This is a genomic window from Rhodococcus sp. IEGM 1306 (assembly GCF_036541985.1).
GTDB lineage: Bacteria > Actinomycetota > Actinomycetes > Mycobacteriales > Mycobacteriaceae > Rhodococcus_F > Rhodococcus_F qingshengii.
Genome location: NZ_JAZHFF010000008.1, coordinates 51,454 through 69,497, shown reverse-complemented (window position 1 = coordinate 69,497; position 18,044 = coordinate 51,454). Strand labels below are relative to the sequence as shown.

At 63.7% G+C, this 18,044-nt stretch carries 17 protein-coding genes; 9 read left to right on the top strand and 8 right to left on the bottom strand.

What is annotated here, in order from left to right:
• Nucleotides 1-48: 48 nt before the first annotated feature.
• From lepA to V3587_RS22375, 3 genes are all read left to right on the top strand, one after another.
• Complete coding sequence (lepA, locus tag V3587_RS22385; protein ID WP_003944564.1) at nt 49-1,941, top strand: translation elongation factor 4; 1,893 nt, start codon at nt 49-51, stop codon at nt 1,939-1,941.
• A gap of 6 nt (nt 1,942-1,947) precedes the next feature.
• Nucleotides 1,948-2,877 carry an NAD(P)H-dependent flavin oxidoreductase gene (locus V3587_RS22380; RefSeq protein WP_030536619.1) on the top strand — a complete coding sequence of 310 codons (930 nt, stop codon included), beginning with the start codon at nt 1,948-1,950 and terminating at the stop codon, nt 2,875-2,877.
• Nucleotides 2,878-2,957: 80 nt separating this feature from the next.
• On the top strand, nt 2,958-3,938 hold the full coding sequence (locus tag V3587_RS22375; RefSeq protein ID WP_202426799.1) for an ABC transporter substrate-binding protein: 981 nt from the start codon (nt 2,958-2,960) through the stop codon (nt 3,936-3,938).
• Nucleotides 3,939-3,994: 56 nt separating this feature from the next.
• Here the strand turns inward: V3587_RS22375 and V3587_RS22370 are convergent, their stop codons facing one another.
• On the bottom strand, nt 3,995-5,953 hold the full coding sequence (locus tag V3587_RS22370; protein WP_003944557.1) for a glycoside hydrolase family 15 protein: 1,959 nt from the start codon (nt 5,951-5,953) through the stop codon (nt 3,995-3,997).
• An 82-nt stretch (nt 5,954-6,035) separates the two neighbouring features.
• Between V3587_RS22370 and V3587_RS22365 the strand changes: the two genes are divergently transcribed.
• The 6 genes from V3587_RS22365 (at nt 6,036) to V3587_RS22340 (ending at nt 10,388) form a co-directional block, all read left to right on the top strand.
• A complete protein-coding gene (locus V3587_RS22365) occupies nt 6,036-6,242 on the top strand; it encodes a hypothetical protein (protein ID WP_003944489.1) in 207 nt (68 codons plus the stop codon).
• Nucleotides 6,243-6,365: 123 nt separating this feature from the next.
• Complete coding sequence (locus tag V3587_RS22360) at nt 6,366-6,455, top strand: Ms4533A family Cys-rich leader peptide (protein WP_309599318.1); 90 nt, start codon at nt 6,366-6,368, stop codon at nt 6,453-6,455.
• 196 nt (nt 6,456-6,651) lie between these two features.
• Nucleotides 6,652-7,683 (top strand): sulfate ABC transporter substrate-binding protein, encoded by a 1,032-nt coding sequence (locus tag V3587_RS22355; RefSeq protein ID WP_003944569.1) that lies wholly within the window; start codon nt 6,652-6,654, stop codon nt 7,681-7,683.
• Nucleotides 7,684-7,690: 7 nt separating this feature from the next.
• Complete coding sequence (gene cysT / locus V3587_RS22350) at nt 7,691-8,539, top strand: sulfate ABC transporter permease subunit CysT (RefSeq protein WP_283377248.1); 849 nt, start codon at nt 7,691-7,693, stop codon at nt 8,537-8,539.
• Entirely contained in the window at nt 8,536-9,342 is an 807-nt protein-coding gene (gene cysW, locus V3587_RS22345) for a sulfate ABC transporter permease subunit CysW (protein WP_003944503.1), read from the top strand. Before cysT ends, cysW begins: the two co-directional genes overlap by 4 nt.
• Nucleotides 9,339-10,388 (top strand): sulfate/molybdate ABC transporter ATP-binding protein, encoded by a 1,050-nt coding sequence (locus V3587_RS22340; RefSeq protein WP_007731046.1) that lies wholly within the window; start codon nt 9,339-9,341, stop codon nt 10,386-10,388. Before cysW ends, V3587_RS22340 begins: the two co-directional genes overlap by 4 nt.
• A gap of 125 nt (nt 10,389-10,513) precedes the next feature.
• Here V3587_RS22340 and V3587_RS22335 read toward each other — a convergent pair whose 3' ends face one another.
• From V3587_RS22335 to V3587_RS22305, 7 genes are all read right to left on the bottom strand, one after another.
• Nucleotides 10,514-11,410, bottom strand: a complete 897-nt coding sequence (locus V3587_RS22335; protein ID WP_003944544.1) for a universal stress protein — start codon at nt 11,408-11,410, stop codon at nt 10,514-10,516.
• A 55-nt stretch (nt 11,411-11,465) separates the two neighbouring features.
• Nucleotides 11,466-12,242, bottom strand: coding sequence for a DUF998 domain-containing protein (locus tag V3587_RS22330; RefSeq protein ID WP_042450193.1), 777 nt, complete (start codon nt 12,240-12,242; stop codon nt 11,466-11,468).
• Between the two features lie 94 nt (nt 12,243-12,336).
• Nucleotides 12,337-13,092, bottom strand: coding sequence for a sirohydrochlorin chelatase (locus V3587_RS22325; protein ID WP_007731050.1), 756 nt, complete (start codon nt 13,090-13,092; stop codon nt 12,337-12,339).
• Nucleotides 13,093-13,096: 4 nt separating this feature from the next.
• Complete coding sequence (locus tag V3587_RS22320; RefSeq protein WP_020969973.1) at nt 13,097-14,383, bottom strand: sulfate adenylyltransferase subunit 1; 1,287 nt, start codon at nt 14,381-14,383, stop codon at nt 13,097-13,099.
• Nucleotides 14,383-15,318, bottom strand: coding sequence for a sulfate adenylyltransferase subunit CysD (gene cysD, locus V3587_RS22315; RefSeq protein ID WP_007731054.1), 936 nt, complete (start codon nt 15,316-15,318; stop codon nt 14,383-14,385). The genes V3587_RS22320 and cysD overlap by 1 nt, the downstream gene beginning before the upstream one ends.
• Complete coding sequence (locus V3587_RS22310) at nt 15,315-16,028, bottom strand: phosphoadenylyl-sulfate reductase (protein ID WP_003944488.1); 714 nt, start codon at nt 16,026-16,028, stop codon at nt 15,315-15,317. The genes cysD and V3587_RS22310 overlap by 4 nt, the downstream gene beginning before the upstream one ends.
• Nucleotides 16,025-17,755: a nitrite/sulfite reductase gene (locus V3587_RS22305; RefSeq protein WP_042450188.1), complete on the bottom strand. Its 1,731-nt coding sequence runs from the start codon at nt 17,753-17,755 to the stop codon at nt 16,025-16,027. The genes V3587_RS22310 and V3587_RS22305 overlap by 4 nt, the downstream gene beginning before the upstream one ends.
• Between the last annotated feature and the right edge of the window lie 289 nt (nt 17,756-18,044).

Sequence of the window (18,044 nt, the reverse complement as noted above, 5' to 3'; positions counted from 1 at the left end):
CGTGGGAACCCCTGGTACGGCGGCGCCGAGACTTGGATATCCTGAGGGTTGACAGTGGCCCGGATCCGGGCCGGTGCCGGTCCGACTAAGGGGTCTCCCATCAGCAGCTTCGCCGACAAGACGTTCACGGATCCTGCGCAGATCCGGAACTTCTGCATCATCGCGCACATCGACCACGGTAAGTCGACGCTGGCAGATCGCATGCTTCAGCTCACCGGTGTGGTCGAAGAGCGGGCGATGCGTGCGCAGTACCTGGACCGCATGGACATCGAGCGTGAACGCGGCATCACCATCAAGGCCCAGAACGTTCGTCTGCCCTGGACCGTCGACGGCGAAGAATTCGTCCTCCACCTCATCGACACACCCGGCCACGTCGACTTCACGTACGAGGTCTCCCGCGCGCTCGAAGCATGTGAGGGTGCAATTCTGCTGGTCGACGCAGCTCAGGGCATCGAAGCTCAGACGCTGGCCAATCTGTACCTGGCGATGGAGAAGGATCTCAAGATCATTCCCGTCCTCAACAAGATCGACCTCCCGGCCGCGGATCCCGACCGCTATGCCGAAGAGATTGCGCACATCACCGGCTGCGAGCCAGGCGATGTCCTGCGCGTCTCGGGCAAGACCGGCATGGGCGTCAAGGAACTGCTCGACGAGGTGATCAAGCAGGTACCTGCGCCTGTCGGCGATGCTGACGGTCCCGCCCGCGCGATGATCTTCGACTCTGTCTACGACGCCTACCGCGGCGTGGTCACCTACGTGCGTGTGGTCGACGGTCGGATCCGTCCCCGCGAGAAGATCACGATGATGTCCACGGGCACCACACACGAACTGCTCGAGGTCGGCATCATCTCGCCCGAGCCGAAGGCCAGTATCGGTCTGGGCGTCGGCGAGGTGGGCTACCTCATCACGGGTGTGAAGGATGTCCGCCAGTCGCGCGTCGGTGACACCGTCACCACCACCCGCAACGGCGCGACCGAACCGCTGGTCGGCTACCGCGATCCCAAGCCGATGGTCTACTCGGGCCTCTACCCGATGGACGGCTCGGACTACCCCGTGCTGCGCGATGCCCTCGACAAGCTCCGTCTCAACGACGCGGCGCTGGCGTATGAACCCGAGACGTCGGTTGCCCTCGGATTCGGCTTCCGCTGCGGCTTCCTCGGCCTGCTCCACATGGAGATCACCCGCGACCGCCTCGAGCGTGAGTTCGGCCTCGAACTGATTTCCACCGCGCCCAACGTCGTCTACCGCGTCGTGATGGAGGACGGGGCCGAGGTCATCGTCACCAACCCGTCGTACTGGCCGGAAGGCAAGGTTCGCGAGGTCTACGAGCCCGTCGCCAAATGCACCGTCATCGCCCCGAGTGAGTACGTCGGCGCCATCATGGAGCTGTGCCAGTCCCGTCGCGGTGAGCTCGGCGGCATGGACTACCTCTCCGAGACTCGCGTCGAACTGCGCTACGAACTGCCCATGGGCGAGATCATGTTCGACTTCTTCGACGCCCTCAAGTCCCGCACCAAGGGTTATGCCAGCCTCGATTACGAGGAGGCCGGTGAGCAGCAGGCCGATCTGGTGAAGGTCGACATCTTGCTGCAGGGCGAGGCCGTCGACGCGTTCTCCTCGATCGTGCACCGTTCCAACGCCGGCGCTTACGGCGGACGCATGACGTCGAAGCTTCGTGAGCTGATTCCTCGCCAGCAGTTCGAGGTTCCGATCCAGGCCGCGATCGGCGCGAAGATCATCTCGCGCGAGAACATTCGCGCAATCCGCAAGGACGTTCTCGCCAAGTGCTACGGCGGCGACATCAGCCGTAAGCGCAAGCTGCTCGAGAAGCAGAAGGAAGGCAAGAAGCGCATGAAGACCATCGGTCGCGTCGAGGTGCCGCAGGAAGCATTCGTGGCGGCCCTGACGTCGGAATCGGTCGGCGAGAAGCCCAAGAAGTAGGAGCGCATGGTCACCACCTGGTTGTCCCGAGAGTTCGGAATCGAAATCCCGGTTCTCGGGGCGCCCATGGGTGGCCGCGCGGGCGGCGCGCTCGCCGGAGCTGTATCGGCGGCCGGCGGGTTGGGTCTGCTCGGCGCGGCCCGGTACAACACACCGGAGTGGATCGAGGCCGAAGCCGAAGTGGCCCGCTCGATCGGCGGAAAATTCGGAGTCGGCCTGATGACGTGGTCGCTGCCCGAGAACGAGTTGATGCTCGACGCCGCGATTGCCGTCGAGCCGACCATGATCACCTTGTCGTTCGGTGATCCCGCCTCGTATGTCGGACGAATCCACGATGCGGGCATTCCCGTTGTGTCACAGATCAATACGCTCGAAGATCTTCGCATTGTCGAGGCCGCGGGTGTCGACGGCGTGATCGCGCAAGGCGGTGAGGCAGGCGGTCACACGGGCCGAATCGGAACCTTGCCGCTGCTGCAGGAGATCCTCGAAACGACATCACTTCCAGTACTGGCGGCCGGCGGAATCGGGACCGGCCGCGGTTTGGCCGCAGTCCTGGCGGCCGGCGGGGAAGGCGTGATGATCGGAACGGCGCTGCTCGCCAGCCCGGAGACGGTCGGGCCGGACTATGCCCGCGACCGCGTCGTCGAAGCCGGAAGTGCCGACACGATTTACACCTCGGTGTTCGACCGAGCGCGCAGTCAACCGTGGCCGCAGCGGTGGGGTGGCCGCGCGGTGGCCAACGAGTTCACTGCCGCCTGGCACGGAGTCGACGCCGATGAGGAAATGCTGGCAAAGGCGTACGACCCGTCGGATCCCCACAGCGGAGTCGTCTACGCCGGAGAAGCTGTCGGACTCGTACACGGAACCCATCCGGCCGGCGACGTGGTTCGACGCATCGGCGCCGATGCGGAGCGTCTGCTCTCTCGTTTCGCCTGAAAGCAAGGTCGGACACAGCCGGGTCCCATATGAGAAGGTAAGCCTCTGCTAACTAGTGGAGGAGTATTTTCGTGCGTGCGATGAAGTTTTCGGCGGTAGCTCTCTTGGGAGCGCTGGTCGTAGGTATCAGCGGATGTTCGTCCTCGGACGCCGACGAGATCGCGGACGGTCGGGTGACCACGATCGACCACAAGTTCGGCGCCACCACGATCACCGGGACGCCGACGCGCATCGTCGCGGCCGACACCCAGTGGCTCGACGCTCTGCTCGAACTCGGAATCCAGCCGGTGGGGTACCTGGCTGCCGGCCCGATGGGCGACGAGCGTGGTCTGTTCCCGTGGGAGAGTGGTGTGGACGCGTCGGCGAAGGAACTCGATCGCTCGGCGATCCAGCAGTTCGGTGTCCCGCTCAAAGCTGAAGAAATTGCAGCCTTGGATCCCGATCTGATTCTCGGCGGGTTCTCCGTCGCCGATCAGGACGATTTCGACCAGTTGAGCAAGATCGCTCCGACAATTGCCGGTCTGTCCGACGTCCAGGTCGATCCGTGGCAGGACCAGGTGGAGATTCTCGGCCGGGTTCTCGACAAGGAGTCGCGAGCCGACGAGATCGTCGAGGCGACAAACGGGCAGATCGATGCGCTCGCACAGCGGTTGCCGGGGCTGAAGGGTAAGTCCGCTCTTTTGTCGCAGTACGTCTTCCCGACGTCGCAGTTGGTGATCGTCGCTGATCCCAAGGACGGTGCTTCGGGACTGTTCACGCGTCTGGGAATGTCGTTGCCGCCCAAGCTGGTCGACGAGGCCGGTGTGACCGGTGGCCGGCTGATACTCAGCCCGGAACGGGTCGACGCTCTCAGCGCCGACGTCGTGGTGCTGCTGCCCAACGGCGGGTCGCTCGACGACATGATGAAGCTGCCGGGGTTTGCCGACCTGCCTGCAGTCAAGGGTGGCGGATTGGCCATCGTCGACTATCCGACTGTTGCCGGCCTGAACACTCCGTCGTCGCTGTCGCTGAAGTACTCGCTCGAATCGATCACGCCGCAGCTCGAAGCGGTGGCCGGATAGACCTGCTGTGCGCCTTTATTAACCGCGGGCGGTTAATAAAGGCGCACAGCAGGGGTCTAGGTCGCGTTGTGTGCGGGCTGGAAAGCTCCGGCTTCGGCAGCTTCCTCGGCGCGGATCACGTGGACCACGGCGTTGATCAGCGCCAGGTGTGTGAACGCCTGCGGGAAGTTACCCAGATGGCGACCGGTGTGCGCGTCGATCTCTTCGGCGTACAGCTTGAGCGGGCTCGCGAACCCGAGCAGACGCTCGCAGAGATGCTTTGCCCGATCCAGTTCGCCGATCTCGACGAGGGCGGAGACGAGCCAGAAGGAGCAGATGGTGAACGTGCCCTCTTCTCCGCTCAATCCGTCGTCGGTGGTGTCGACGCGATAGCGCAGGACCAGCCCCTCTTCGGTGAGCTCGTCGGCGATCGCCAGCACCGTCGCCCGGATGCGCGGATCGTCGGCCGGCAGGAAGCGCAGCAGCGGTGCCAACAAGAGCGACGCGTCGAGTGAATCGTGGCCGTACCGCTGTGTCAGAACTCCGCGCGAGTCGACACCGTGCGCGAGGATGTCGGCCTTGATCTCGTCCGCGATGGCCGTCCATTGCTGTGCAAAGCTCTTCTCGCCCTGCATCTCTGCCAGCTTGGCGCCGCGATCGAGAGCGACCCAGCACATGATCTTCGACGACGTGAAGTGCTGCGGTTCACCGCGCACCTCCCAGATCCCGCGGTCGGGCTGGCGCCAATGCTTGATCGCTTCCTCGACCTGCTTCTTGAGCAGCGGCCACAACGCCTCGGGGACGCGCTCGCGGGTACGGATGTGGAGGTACACCGAGTCGAGCATGGTGCCCCAGATGTCGTGCTGCTGTTGATCGAACGCCCCGTTGCCGATACGCACCGGACGGGCGCCGTCGTAGCCGGACAGATGGTTGAGTTCGGATTCCTCGAGCGTGCGCTCGCCGCCGATGCCGTACATCACCTGCAAGGGATGCGGCTGACCGTTGTCCGAACTCGACACGTCGTAGATGAAGTTGAAGAAGTCGTTGGCCTCACGGTCCAACCCGAGCGTGTAGAGGCCCCACAGTGCGAAGGTGGAATCGCGAACCCACGCGTAGCGATAGTCCCAGTTGCGTTCTCCGCCTGGTGTTTCCGGTAGCGAGGTCGTCGAAGCCGCGAGTAGGGCTCCGGTCGGTGCGTAGGTGAGCCCCTTGAGTGTGAGCGCACTGCGCTGTAGGTATCCGCGCCACGGGTGATCGGGGAACTTGCCGATCGTCACCCACTCACGCCAGGACTTGGACGTCTGCCACATCTTGTCGGCGGCCTCGTCGAACGTCTGCGGCGCGGGAAGATCCGACCACGAGAGCGCGACGTACACGTTGTCGCCTTCGACCAGTCGCGTCCGCGCTCGTGCTTCACGACCTTCCAGACCCAGTCGTAGGTCGGTGGTCAAGCGCAGAGTGGGATGGTCTCCGGGCTTGGCGGAGCGACACGTTGCCGTTGCTTCCTCGTAGACCTTTCCGGTGTACTCCCAATTCGCCGTGCCACGGTGATAGTCGAACGCGGGCTCACAGCTCATCTCGAGTTCGACGGTGCCGCTGACGCATTTGACCGTACGGAGAAGGGTGTGTTCGGCATCCCAGTCGGTCGGTGTGCGCTTGTGCGTGTTCGATCGCTTGTCGACGTTGTGCCAGGGACCGAGAACCAGGGCGTCGCGGACGACGAGCCAGCCGGTCTCGGTCTGCCAGGTGGTCTCGAGAATGAGTCCACCCGGCAGATAGCGCCGAGCGGCCGGCACGTTCTGGCCGTAGGGGCCGATACGGAAATGGCCTGCGCTGCGGTCGAGGATGGCACCGAACACGCTGGGGGAGTCCGGGCGGGGAACGCACATCCACTCGACAGATCCGTTACGGGCAATCAGGCACGAGGTTTCGCAATCGGAAAGAAACGCATAGTCGTCGATCGGGGGAAAGTTGCTTCGATGGTGACCCGTGGAGGCGGGAGGAATCGTCTGCACAACTTCGTCGTCAGCACTCATTCGGCCATCATCCGGCCAGAATCGGCACACGTCCAATCCACACGCTGTCGGGACCGTATCGTCCGAAGGATAGGGTGTTGGCGTGGATCGGATTGCGGATTGGTGGGACAGCTTCGAGCTGTGGATGGCGGGGCTCCCGTTCATCCCGCAGGTCGCGTTGGTCCTGATCGTCGTCGTTCCGCTGTGCCGCCTGGTGGCCATCGGTCTGGATCGCGCGTTGGCCGCCGTTCTCGCTCTGCCGCTCTTCGGCTGGTTGCGTAGGAATTCTCGAGAAGTAGAGGAAAGCTGATGCCCCGCTCACGGGTCACTCTCGCCCTGATAGCCCTGATTCTCCTCGTGATCGTCGCGTGGCTTCTCACCCGTTAGTTCTCCCGATTAGAGCGGGCGCCGGTGCTCTGCTAAAGTCCACCGCGTGTCCGAAGCAACAGCTCCCGTAATCCGCCACCAGTTGGCGTTGATTGCTGTCGGCATGCTCGACGTCGCTGACGTCGCCTGTTGTTGATTTCCTGAGTTCGACCTCTCCGGTGGTGCTGCGCACCCCACTCGAACTTCTCTGCGCGTAACTCGCGCCCCCGATTCAGGGCTCATCGCCCGTCGGCTCTCCATGTCTGAACATCCCGATGGAATCAGCCCCAGAGGTCTCGGACTTGTCGTTTGACCAACCCTCGTTTGTCAGTCCTTTCAGGAAGGTATCTGCAATGAAACGCCGTTCCCGCACACTTCTCACTGCTATCGCGACCATGGGGGCCGTGGTACTCACAGCGTGCAGTGGTGGCTCGAGCGACACCGTGGGTGGTGACAGCGCCGCCAGCGACGGTAGCGCCGGCACGATCAACCTGTTCGCCTACGCCGTGCCGAAGCCTGGCTTCGACAAGCTCACCGCAGCCTTCCAGGCGACCGACGAGGGCAAGAACGTCAACTTCAATCCTTCCTACGGCGCCTCGGGCGACCAGTCGCGCAAGGTGAAGGACGGTGCCGAGGCAGACTTCGTCAACTTCTCCGTCGAGCCCGACATCACCCGTCTGGTCGATGCCGGTCTGGTAGATCAGAACTGGAACCAGGACGCCTACAACGGAATTCCGTTCGGATCGGTAGTCACCATCGTGACGCGTCCGGGCAACCCGAAGGGCATCAAAGACTGGGACGACCTGCTTCAGCCCGGCCTCGAGGTCGTCACGCCGAACCCGTTCAGCTCCGGCTCGGCCAAGTGGAACCTCTTGGCGCCGTACGCCGCGAAGAGCGACGGTGGCAAGAACCCGCAGGCGGGTCTCGACTACGTCACCGCCTTGGTCAACGACCACGTCAAGATCCAGCCCAAGTCGGGACGCGAGGCTTCGGAAGCCTTCCTGCAGGGTAGCGGTGACGTTCTGATCAGTTACGAGAACGAGGCACTGTTCATCGAAGGCAACGGCGACCCGGTCGAGCACGTCACCCCGCCCACGACCTTCAAGATCGAGAACCCCGTTGCCGTGATCTCGAACAGCAAGGTCCTCGACAAGGCGACCGCGTTCAAGGACTACCTGTACACGACCGAGGGTCAGACGCTCTGGGCCGAAGCAGGATTCCGTCCCGTGGATCCCGCCGTCGCTGCCAAGTTCACCGACAAGTTCCCCGAGCCGACCAAGCTGTGGACCATTGCAGACCTCGGCGGATGGAAGGCCGTGGACAGTGCTCTGTTCACCAAGGACACCGGTTCGATCGCAGTGATCTACGACAACGCGACCAAGTAAGACTGACGTGACTGACACTATTGACCCCACCCCCGTGGCTCGTCGGCGAAAACTCGCGCGGGTCACGGGGAGTGTGGGGCCGCTCGGAATCGGAGTGGCCACCCTGTGGCTCTCCGTCATCGTTCTGCTTCCGCTCGCCGCGTTGACCGCCACCGCGTTCGACGAGGGGATCTCCGGATTCTGGGACGCCGTCACCGCACCCGTCGCCTTGGCGTCGTTGCGCGTGACGTTGTTGGTCTCGGTGATCGTGGCATTGATCAACGTCGTAATGGGCACGATCATCGCGTGGGTGCTGGTCCGGGACTACTTCCCGGGCAAGCGCATCGTCAACTCGATGATCGATCTGCCGTTCGCGCTACCGACCATCGTGGCATCGATCGTGCTGCTGTCCCTCTACGGCCCGCAGTCACCGATCGACATCCACCTCAATGCAACTCAGCCCGGACTGATCGTGGCATTGGCCTTCGTGACCTTGCCGTTCGTCGTCCGTTCCGTGCAGCCGGTGCTGATGGAGGTCGACCGCGAAGTCGAGGAAGCCGCTGCGTCGTTGGGAGCTTCCAACTGGACGATCTTTCGCTCGGTTGTTCTCCCGACGTTGGCGCCTGCCGTCATCTCCGGTGCGGGCCTCGCGTTCGCCAGAGCGATCGGTGAATACGGCTCGGTCGTTCTGATCGGCGGCAACATCCCACGCGTGACACAGATGACGTCGCAGTACATTCAGCAGCAGATCGAGATCGATCGTCCGACCAACGCCGCTGCCGTCTCGGTAGCGTTGCTGGCCATCGCATTCGTGACGCTGTTCGTCCTGCGAATCTTCGCATCGCGGGGACAGCGACGTGAGGAGAGTTCCCGATGAACGTGTCCAGAGGATCGAAGATCGGTCTGCGGACCATCGCTCTCGTCTACCTGTTCGTGTTGCTGGTCGTGCCGATCGGTGTGATCCTGACGCGAACGTTCGAGAACGGAATCGGCCCGTTTCTCGAATCGATCACGACACCGGCAGCGATCTCCGCGTTGAATCTTTCGCTGATCATCGTGGCGATCGTGGTCCCGATCAACGTCGTGTTCGGTGTGGTCACCGCTCTGGCACTCGTGCGTGGTCGGTTCCCGGGCCGCGGAGTTCTGCAGTCGGTGGTCGACCTGCCCTTCGCAGTCTCGCCCGTCGTCGTCGGTGTGTCGTTGATTCTTCTGTGGGGTGCCAACGGTTGGTTCGGAGGCATCGAATCGTTGGGGTTCAAGGTCATCTTCGGGTTGCCAGGCATGGTGATCGCGACGATTTTCGTGACGCTGCCCTTCGTCGTCCGGGAAGTCGAACCCGTACTTCACGAGATCGGCGACGAGCAGGAACAAGCGGCCGCGACGCTCGGTGCCTCGGGCTGGCAGACGTTCTGGCGGATCACCTTGCCCGCGATCCGTTGGGGCCTGACGTACGGAATCGTGTTGACGGTGGCGCGTTCGCTCGGTGAATTCGGCGCAGTCATCATGGTCTCTTCCGGCTTCCCGGGGGTATCCCAGACACTGACGTTGCTGGTGCACTCGCGATACATCGACGACCACAACACCTTTGGTGCGTATTCGGCGGCAACGCTGCTGATGGGCATCGCCATCATTGTCCTGTTGCTGATGACGCTGCTGGACCGTAAGAGGAGCACCACATGATCACAGTGACCGGGGCCCGCAAGAACTACGGTGATTTCGCGGCGCTCGACGACGTGACGGTCAACATTCCCTCGGGTTCGTTGACGGCATTGCTCGGGCCCAGTGGCTCGGGAAAGTCGACGTTGCTGCGTTCGATCGCAGGGCTCGAAGAACTCGATTCGGGAACCATCACTATCGCAGGCAAGGACGTCACCGGCGTGTCGCCGCAGAAGCGTGACATCGGTTTCGTGTTCCAGCACTACGCAGCGTTCAAGCACATGACGGTGCGAGACAACGTGGCGTTCGGGCTCAAGATCCGCAAGCGCCCGAAGCCGGAGATCGAGAAGAAGGTCAACGAACTACTGGGGATCGTCGGCCTCGACGGCTTTCAGCATCGGTACCCCGCGCAGCTGTCCGGTGGTCAACGCCAGCGCATGGCGTTGGCGCGCGCTCTGGCGGTGGATCCGCAGGTGCTCCTGCTCGACGAGCCCTTCGGCGCCCTCGACGCGAAGGTCCGTGCCGACCTGCGCACGTGGTTGCGTCGCCTGCATGACGAGGTGCACGTCACCACCGTCCTGGTCACACACGACCAGGAAGAGGCTCTCGACGTCGCCGACCGCATCGCGGTGCTGAACAAGGGGCGGATCGAGCAGATCGGTGAACCTGCCGACCTGTACGACCGCCCGTCCAACGACTTCGTGATGTCCTTCCTCGGATCCGTCGCGAAGCTCAACGGGCAGTTGGTCCGTCCGCACGACATCCGCCTCGGCCGCGATCCGAGCATGGCTCTCGCGCAGGAATCCGGAACGGCCGAGTCGCTCGGCGTCACACGCGCAACAGTCGAGCGCGTCGTGTACCTCGGCTTCGAGGTTCGAGTGGACCTGCGCAACGAGGCAACCGGCGAGCTCTTCTCGGCTCAGGTCACGCGCGGTGACAGTGCAGCGCTGCACCTCGAGGCGGGGGAGACGGTGTACGCGCGTGCTACCCGGGTGCCGGATCTGCCGGAGACCCCGGTGTCGACGCCGGTGCAGGAGCCGGTCACGGTGAGCGTGGTCGGCCAGGTGTGACCCGCTCGCCCTGTTTGACCTGTTGTACCCCCACTCCTGTTTGAGCGAACGGCACTTTCGGACTCCTGATGGCGCCGAAAGTGCCGTTCGCTCAGAGTTGGGGGCCGGGCAACAGCGAGACGAGTTCAGCCCTCTCGGCAGACGAGGACCGGGCATTGGGCGTGGTGGATGAGGCTCTGACTGGTCGAACCGACTATCGACGCCATGAACGGGCTGCGGCCGTGGCTACCGACGACTACGAGTTGGGCTTCCGCCGAGTGCTCGAGCAGTGCCTTCATCGGTCCGCTGCGCTGGACACTGCGGGTGACCTCGACATCGGGGTACTTCTCCGTCCAGCCGGCGAGGCACTCGGACAGCAGTGCATGCTCATGCTGTTCGTACGGTCCCCAGTCGACGAAGCGCCTGGCTTCGGAATACCCGCCCAGCGAGGCGTGCTCGTTCCACGTGTGGACCGCAACCAAAGGTGCGCCGAGGAACGCGGCAAACTCGAAGGCATGCGCGACGGCGAGTTCGCTGAGCTTGCTCCCGTCGACGCCGACGACGATGGGCCTGGTGTCGGCCATCGCGTGATCACCCGTACCGCGGAATACGGCCACGGGACAGTGCGCGCGGTTGACCACCCGAATGGTGTCGGATCCGAGAAACACGGACTGCATTTCGCTGGTGCCGGCCTGACCCAGTGCAACGATGCGAGCCGACTTCGAGAGTTCGACGAGTGTGGTTGCGGGAGTACCGGTCACGAGGCCACGTTCGACGGTGACGTCGGTGTGATCATCGCGGATGGCGTCCTCGGCCTCGTCGAGCAATTTTGCACCCTCGACGCGAAGGTGGTGGTCGAACATCTCTTCGTCGGTGACGTTGGTACCGCCACCGGACTCGGGTTGTCCTGGCAGCACGTGGGTCAGGCGAAGTGGTTCGTCGAATCTCTTTGCAGCCGAAGCTGCCCACCTCGCGGCGTTGACCGCGCTTGCCGAGCCGTCGATACCGGCCACGATTCCGTGTCGAACAGATGCACTGGTCATGGAAGTCTCCTCGCGTCGCCTCCCTACCAGTGTGTCCCTGGTCACCCCGGGTTCGCTACAAACTCGTCAGCTTCCGCGGTGCGAGAACGTCGGTAGGCACAGCCGCGCGAGATCGACGCGGGCGCAACGACAACAGAGCGGTGATGAATCCGTTACCGGACAGTGTCAGTTCCACGTTCTTCAACACGGTTCGGCGCATCAACGCAAGCAGGGCTGCGACGCCGGTGACGGCCATCCACATAGGCAGCGGGTACAGCGTCAGGCGTTCACCAAGGCCGAAAGTGAGGGTTCGTCCGAGAAGCAGTACGGCACCTACGATTCCGGTAGCCGCGCACAGCCCCGACCACACTGCGATCCATTTGCTGTGCTTCCAGAATTGAATTGCCATGAGGACGAGAACGGCATGACGTGCGACGAAGCCGGGAAGTACGGCGGTCCAATGAACGAAGGTCCCGTCGTTCGCCGGGAAGAGGCCGGTGGCCGCGGTGCTCAATGCAACGACGACGGCAAGACCGAGAATCCACTTCTTCGCACGACCGTCCGGAATGTACTTGTGCAGCAAGGCTGCACCGAGGATGGTGAGCGCACCGAGGATCATGAAGGCCGCGTTCATCACGTCGTGCATCGGCGAACACGAATCCACGCTGCATGTCGTCACGCCCAGCGAACTGATGGAGTCGCGCGCGAAGCTGTACGGCGTCTTCCATGCTCCGGCTGTGAAGATTTCGACAAGCAGGTAGAGCACCGACAGGACCCATGCGATGCCGGCTGTGCCGAGGCGAAGATTGTGAGTGATGGTGTTCCCTCTCGCGGCGCTCTGAGGGGATTGCACCCAAAGATCTGTTTCGCAGGCGAAGGAGGTACCTTCGCGAGCTGGACAGATCCAACACTACGGTAACAATCTGATAACGGCCTGTGAAACCGGATCAGGCGGAGCGGACCAGACGGTCGGGTAGTGCATCAGCGACTTGTCGGTAACGGTCGATCATCGTTTCGATCAGTAGAGAGTGCCCACCGATCGTGTCGGCGAAACGCGCGCGCGGACATGCAGTTGCTGCGGCAGCGCTGAGTCGATCGGTCAGTAGGCCGGGAGCCAAGAACCACGGTGCGACGACAACACGTTCGGCGCCGTCCTGCTCGAGTGCGGAGATCGCCTGGGCAACTGTCGGTTCCGCGGATGTCGCGAAACAGATTCGAACGCCCGACCAGTTGGTTCCGCCGAGGAGAGTGGACGCCAATTCTGCGGTCGCGGCATTGGCGCGCGCGTCGGACGAGCCGACTGCCGCAAGAGCGACACCGACCGACGGATCGTCCGGGCGGGCACCCGCTTCGAGAATTCGCTCGCGTACTGCCTCGATCAGCCGAGCATCGCGACCCAGCACGTCTGCTTGGAACACGGTCAACTGGGGGTGGCGTGTCGCGGCAGCGGCCAAGAGTCCGGGCAGATCTACCCGGGCGTGGAAGGCATTGCCCAGCAGCATCGGAACAACAACGGCGTGAGTGTGGCCGTCGTGTGCAACTCCGTCCAGGACCTGATCGATGGACGGTGCATTGAGGTCGAGGAACGCCAGCCGGACATCGAGGTCTGGCCGGACTTCACGAAGAGCTGCCACAGCAGCCGCGATCACCCGAGCAGAACGGGGGTCACGGCTGCCGTGCGCAACAGCGATGAGCGGAACCATCGACTTAGACGCGCTCGCCCAATTCGACAGCGGAAATGACGTCGCCCACCAGGCCGGCTGCGAGAGTGTTTCCACCAGCGGGATCGATCAGCAGGAAGCTGCCGGTGTGGCGGTTGACGGCGTAGTCGTCAGCCACGATCGGCTCGGCCACCCGGATGGAGATCTTGCCGATCTCGTTGAGCTCGAGAGTGTCCGGGCCCTGATCCGTGGTGAGGTCCTGCTCGTTGAAGCGTTCCACCAAGCTGCCCACGATGGCCTGCGTCGTTCGCGTGCCGTGCTTGAGCAGCAGACGTGCACCGGGGCGCAGCGACTTCTCGGCCAGCCAGCAGACAGTGGCGTCGAATTCGCCGATCGGCTCGGGTGCGTCGGACGGCGATGCGATGGTGTCGCCGCGTGAGACGTCGACGTCGTCGGCCAGGATCAGCGTGACGCTGCGTCCGGCGTGGGCGACGTCCAGTTCGCCGTCGGCCGTGTCGATACGTGTGACGGTGGTGCGCGTACCCGAGGGCAGGATCACCACTTCGTCGCCGGGCACGACGGAACCGGCAGCGACCTGACCGGCGTAGCCGCGGTAGTCGAGGAACTCTGCGGTGCGGGGGCGGATCACGTACTGCACCGGGAAACGCAGACCGACGCGATGTGGCTCGGCGTCGACCGGAATCGACTCGAGGTGCTCGATCAGTGTGGGGCCGGTGTAGTACGGGGTCTTGTCGGAGCGGATGGCGACGTTGTCACCGTGCAGTGCCGACACCGGGATCTCGACGACGTCTTCGCTTGCCCAGCCAAGTGAGCTGGTGAGTTCGTTGAACTCGGCGGAGATCGAGGTGAAGACCTCTTCGGGGTTCTCGACGAGGTCGATCTTGTTCACGGCGAGAACGAGCTTCGGGACACCGAGCAACGCGAGAACCGCTGCGTGCCTGCGAGTCTGCGCGATGACGCCCTTGCGAGCATCGACCAGCAGGATCACGAGCTGAGCCGTCGAGGCACCGGAGACCGTGTTGCGGGTGTACTGCACGTGGCCCGGTGTATCGGCGAGCACGAAGGTGCGCTTGGGGGTCGCGAAGTAGCGGTACGCCACGTCGATGGTGATGCCCTGCTCACGCTCGGCGCGCAGTCCGTCCACCAGGAGCGAGAGGTCAGGGGTGTCGAGACCGCGGTCCACCGACGCACGGGTCACGGCGTCGATCTGGTCGGCGAGAACGGATTTCGTGTCGTACAACAGACGGCCCACGAGGGTGGACTTTCCGTCGTCGACGCTGCCGGCAGTTGCCAGTCTGAGCAGATCGCTCATCAGAAGTAGCCCTCTCGCTTGCGGTCTTCCATGGCCGCTTCGGAAACTCGGTCGTCGCCACGGGTCGCGCCGCGCTCGGTCAAACGTGATGCCGCAACCTCGGCCAGGATGGCCTCGTTGTCAGCGGCATCGGAGAGGACTGCGCCGGTGGTCGAACCGTCGCCGACGGTGCGGTATCGCACCGAAAGGGTCTGCAGCTCTTCGCCGTCAGCCGGCCCACCCCAGACTCCGGGGGTCATCCACATGCCGTCGCGCTGGTACACCGGACGCTGGTGGGCGTAGTAGATGCTGGCGAGCTCGACGTTGTCGCGGGCGATGTAACGCCAGATGTCCAGCTCGGTGAAGTTGCTGAGCGGGAAGACGCGTACCTGCTCGCCGGGGGAGTGGCGACCGTTGTACAGGTTCCACAGCTCCGGGCGCTGCTTCTTGGGATCCCACTGTCCGAAAGCGTTGCGCAGCGAGAAGATCCGCTCCTTGGCGCGGGCCCGCTCCTCGTCGCGGCGAGCGCCGCCGAAGACGGCGTCGAAACGATTCTCCGAGATCGCGTCCAGCAACGGCACGGTCTGCAGCGGGTTGCGGATACCGTCGGGGCGCTCGGTGAGGCGACCGTCCGCGATGTACTCCTCGACGCTGGCCACGTGCAGGCGCAGGTTGTACTTGGCTACCACGTGGTCGCGGAAGTCGAGGACTTCCTGCAGGTTGTGGCCGGTGTCGACGTGCAGCAGGGTGAACGGCAGCGGCGCAGGCCAGAAGGCCTTGATCGCCAGATGCAGCAGCACCGTGGAATCCTTACCGCCCGAGAAGAGAATGACCGGGCGTTCGAATTCGCCGGCTACCTCTCGGAAGATGTGGATCGCTTCGGACTCGAGGGCGTCGAGAGTATCGAACTGTGTGCCGTCGAGCTGAGGCCGTGAAGGTGTCAAGTCAACTGTCATGATGCGTGCAACCCGCATTCTGTCTTGGAGGCACCGGCCCAACGACCGCTACGCGGATCGCTGCCGGGGGCTGGCTTGCTGGTGCAGGGTGCGCAGCCGATGGACGGATATCCCTCGTCGACAAGGGGATTGACGAGGATGGAATTGGTGTCGATGTAGTTCTGCATCTCCTCGTCCGACCAGGGAGCGATCGGGTTGATCTTCACGAGTCCGAAGGCTTCGTCGAAGGAGATCAGGGGAGCGTTGGCGCGGGTGGGCGCTTCGACGCGGCGGATGCCGGTCACCCACGCGCTGTACCCGGACAGTGTCTGCTTGAGCGGCGCGACTTTGCGTAGTGCGCAGCAGCGGTTGGGATCACGGGCGAACAGATCCTTGCCCTCGGCGACATCCTGCTCGGCGACGCTTGCCAGCGCACGAGCGTTGATGACGTTGACGCCGTACACCTGCTCGACCGCGTCACGCGTGCCGATGGTTTCGGGGAAGTGATAGCCGGTGTCGAGGAAGAGTACGTCGACGCCCGGATGCACCTGTGCGGCAAGGTGAACCAGCACTCCATCCTGCATGTTCGACGCAACAATGTACGAGTCGCCGAACGTGTCCTCGGTCCACTGCAACAGTTCCTGCGCGCCGGCTCCGTCGAGTTCTACGGCACCGCGCTCGGCGATGGACCGAAGCTCGTCGGCAGTTGCTCGCGAAATGTCCACTGTCATCGCAAATCTCCTTCGTCTGCGCGCACTGCCCATTCGGCGAACCGTTCACCTTCGTTGCGGTTCTTGACGAACTGACGTACGACGCGGTCGATGTAGTCACCCATCTCGACGCTGGTGACCTTGTGCTGGCGCAGCTTGCGTCCGAAGGCGCTGTCGAATCCGAGGCTGCCTCCCAGGTGAACCTGGAAACCCTCGACTTGATTCCCCTCACCGTCGTCGACGAGCTGGCCCTTGAAGCCGATGTCGGCGATCTGCGAGCGAGCGCAGGAGTTGGGGCAACCGTTGATGTTGATGGTGATCGGCACGTCGAGCTGGCTGTTGATGTCGGCGAGACGCTGCTCGAGTTCGGGCACGAGCACCTGCGAACGCTTGCGGGTCTCGGCGAACGAGAGCTTGCAGAACTCGATGCCGGAGCAGGCCATCAGGTTCTTGCGCCAGTGTGACGGTCGGGCGGGAAGGCCCAGCGCGTCGAGATCGGCGATGAGCGGCTCGAGCGTCTCGTCGGCGACGTCGAGGATGATCAGCTTCTGGTACGGAGTGAAGCGGATCCGGTCGCTGCCGGCCTTCTCCGCGGCGTCGGCGACCTGAGCCAGGATGTCTCCCGAGACGCGGCCGGCGATCGGAGCGAAACCGACTGCGTTGTGGCCGTTGCGGGTCTTCTGGATGCCCACGTGATCGATCGGGCGCTTGGGCTTCTCGGGCGCGGGGCCGTCGATGAGCGGGCGCTTCAGGTACTCGGTCTCGAGAACCTCGCGGAACTTCTCGATACCCCAGTCCTTGACGAGGAACTTGAGCCTGGCCTTCGCGCGCAGACGGCGGTAGCCGTAGTCACGGAAGATCGAGACGACGCCCTCCCAGACATCGGGGACCTCGTCGAGCGGAATCCAGGCGCCGACGCGCTGCGCCAGCATCGGGTTGGTGGACAGTCCGCCGCCGACCCAGAGGTCGAGGCCCGGGCCGTGCTCGGGGTGGTTCACGCCGATGAAGGCGATGTCGTTGATCTCGTGAACAACATCCTGCTGACCGGAGATAGCGGTCTTGAACTTGCGCGGCAGGTTGGAGTACTTGGGGTCGCCGATGTAGCGGCGAACGATCTCGTCGATCGCCGGGGTGGGATCGAGGACCTCGTCGAGCGATTCGCCGGCCAGGGGAGAACCGAGGACGACGCGAGGGCAGTCACCGCACGCTTCGGTGGTCTTGAGCCCGACGGCTTCGAGGCGCTTCCAGATCTCCGGGACGTTCTCGACCTCGATCCAGTGGAACTGAACGTTCTCACGGTCCGACAGGTCGGCGGTGTTCCGGCCGAATTCCTTCGAGATACCGGCGATGGTGCGCAGCTGCTCGACGTTCAGAGCGCCGGCGTCGCAACGCACGCGCATCATGAAGTACTTGGCCTCGAGCAGGTCGATGTTCTCGTCGCCGGTGAAGGTGCCGTCGTAGCCTTCTTCGCGCTGGGTGTAGAGACCCCACCAGCGGAAGCGGCCGCGAAGGTCGCCCTTGTCGATGCTGTCGAAGCCCTGCTTGGAGTAGATGTTCTCGATGCGGGCCCGAACGTTGAGCGGGTTGTCGTCCTTCTTGGCCTGCTCGTTGGCGTTGAGAGGCTCGCGGTAACCGAGGGCCCACTGACCTTCGGCGCGACGCTTGGCGGGACGCGCAGCGCGTGCAGGCCGGGCTTCGGCAGCTGCTGCCGAATCGGCGGGTGTGGCGGCGTCGGTGGTCGACGTCATCGATGAACTCCTGGATCTGGGCGGTTGATCGGCACGCGGCACGCACTATCGATGAACTGTGGCGGTGTCTGATCGGGACGCACCGGTCCGTGTCGGAAATCGAGGGGGCTGTCCTCGGTCTCGGAAAGCTCGCGGCCGGCAGGTGTGCTCACGAAAACGAACAGCTGGAGAAGCTGCGTCCCTGAAAAGGCATGTCTCTGCAGAGAGTGTTTCGGTGAAGCAGATGGAGATGAGCGGGAAAGGCTGGAAGATCAGTGAAAGATCAACAGCTACACAGGTGCAGACACGA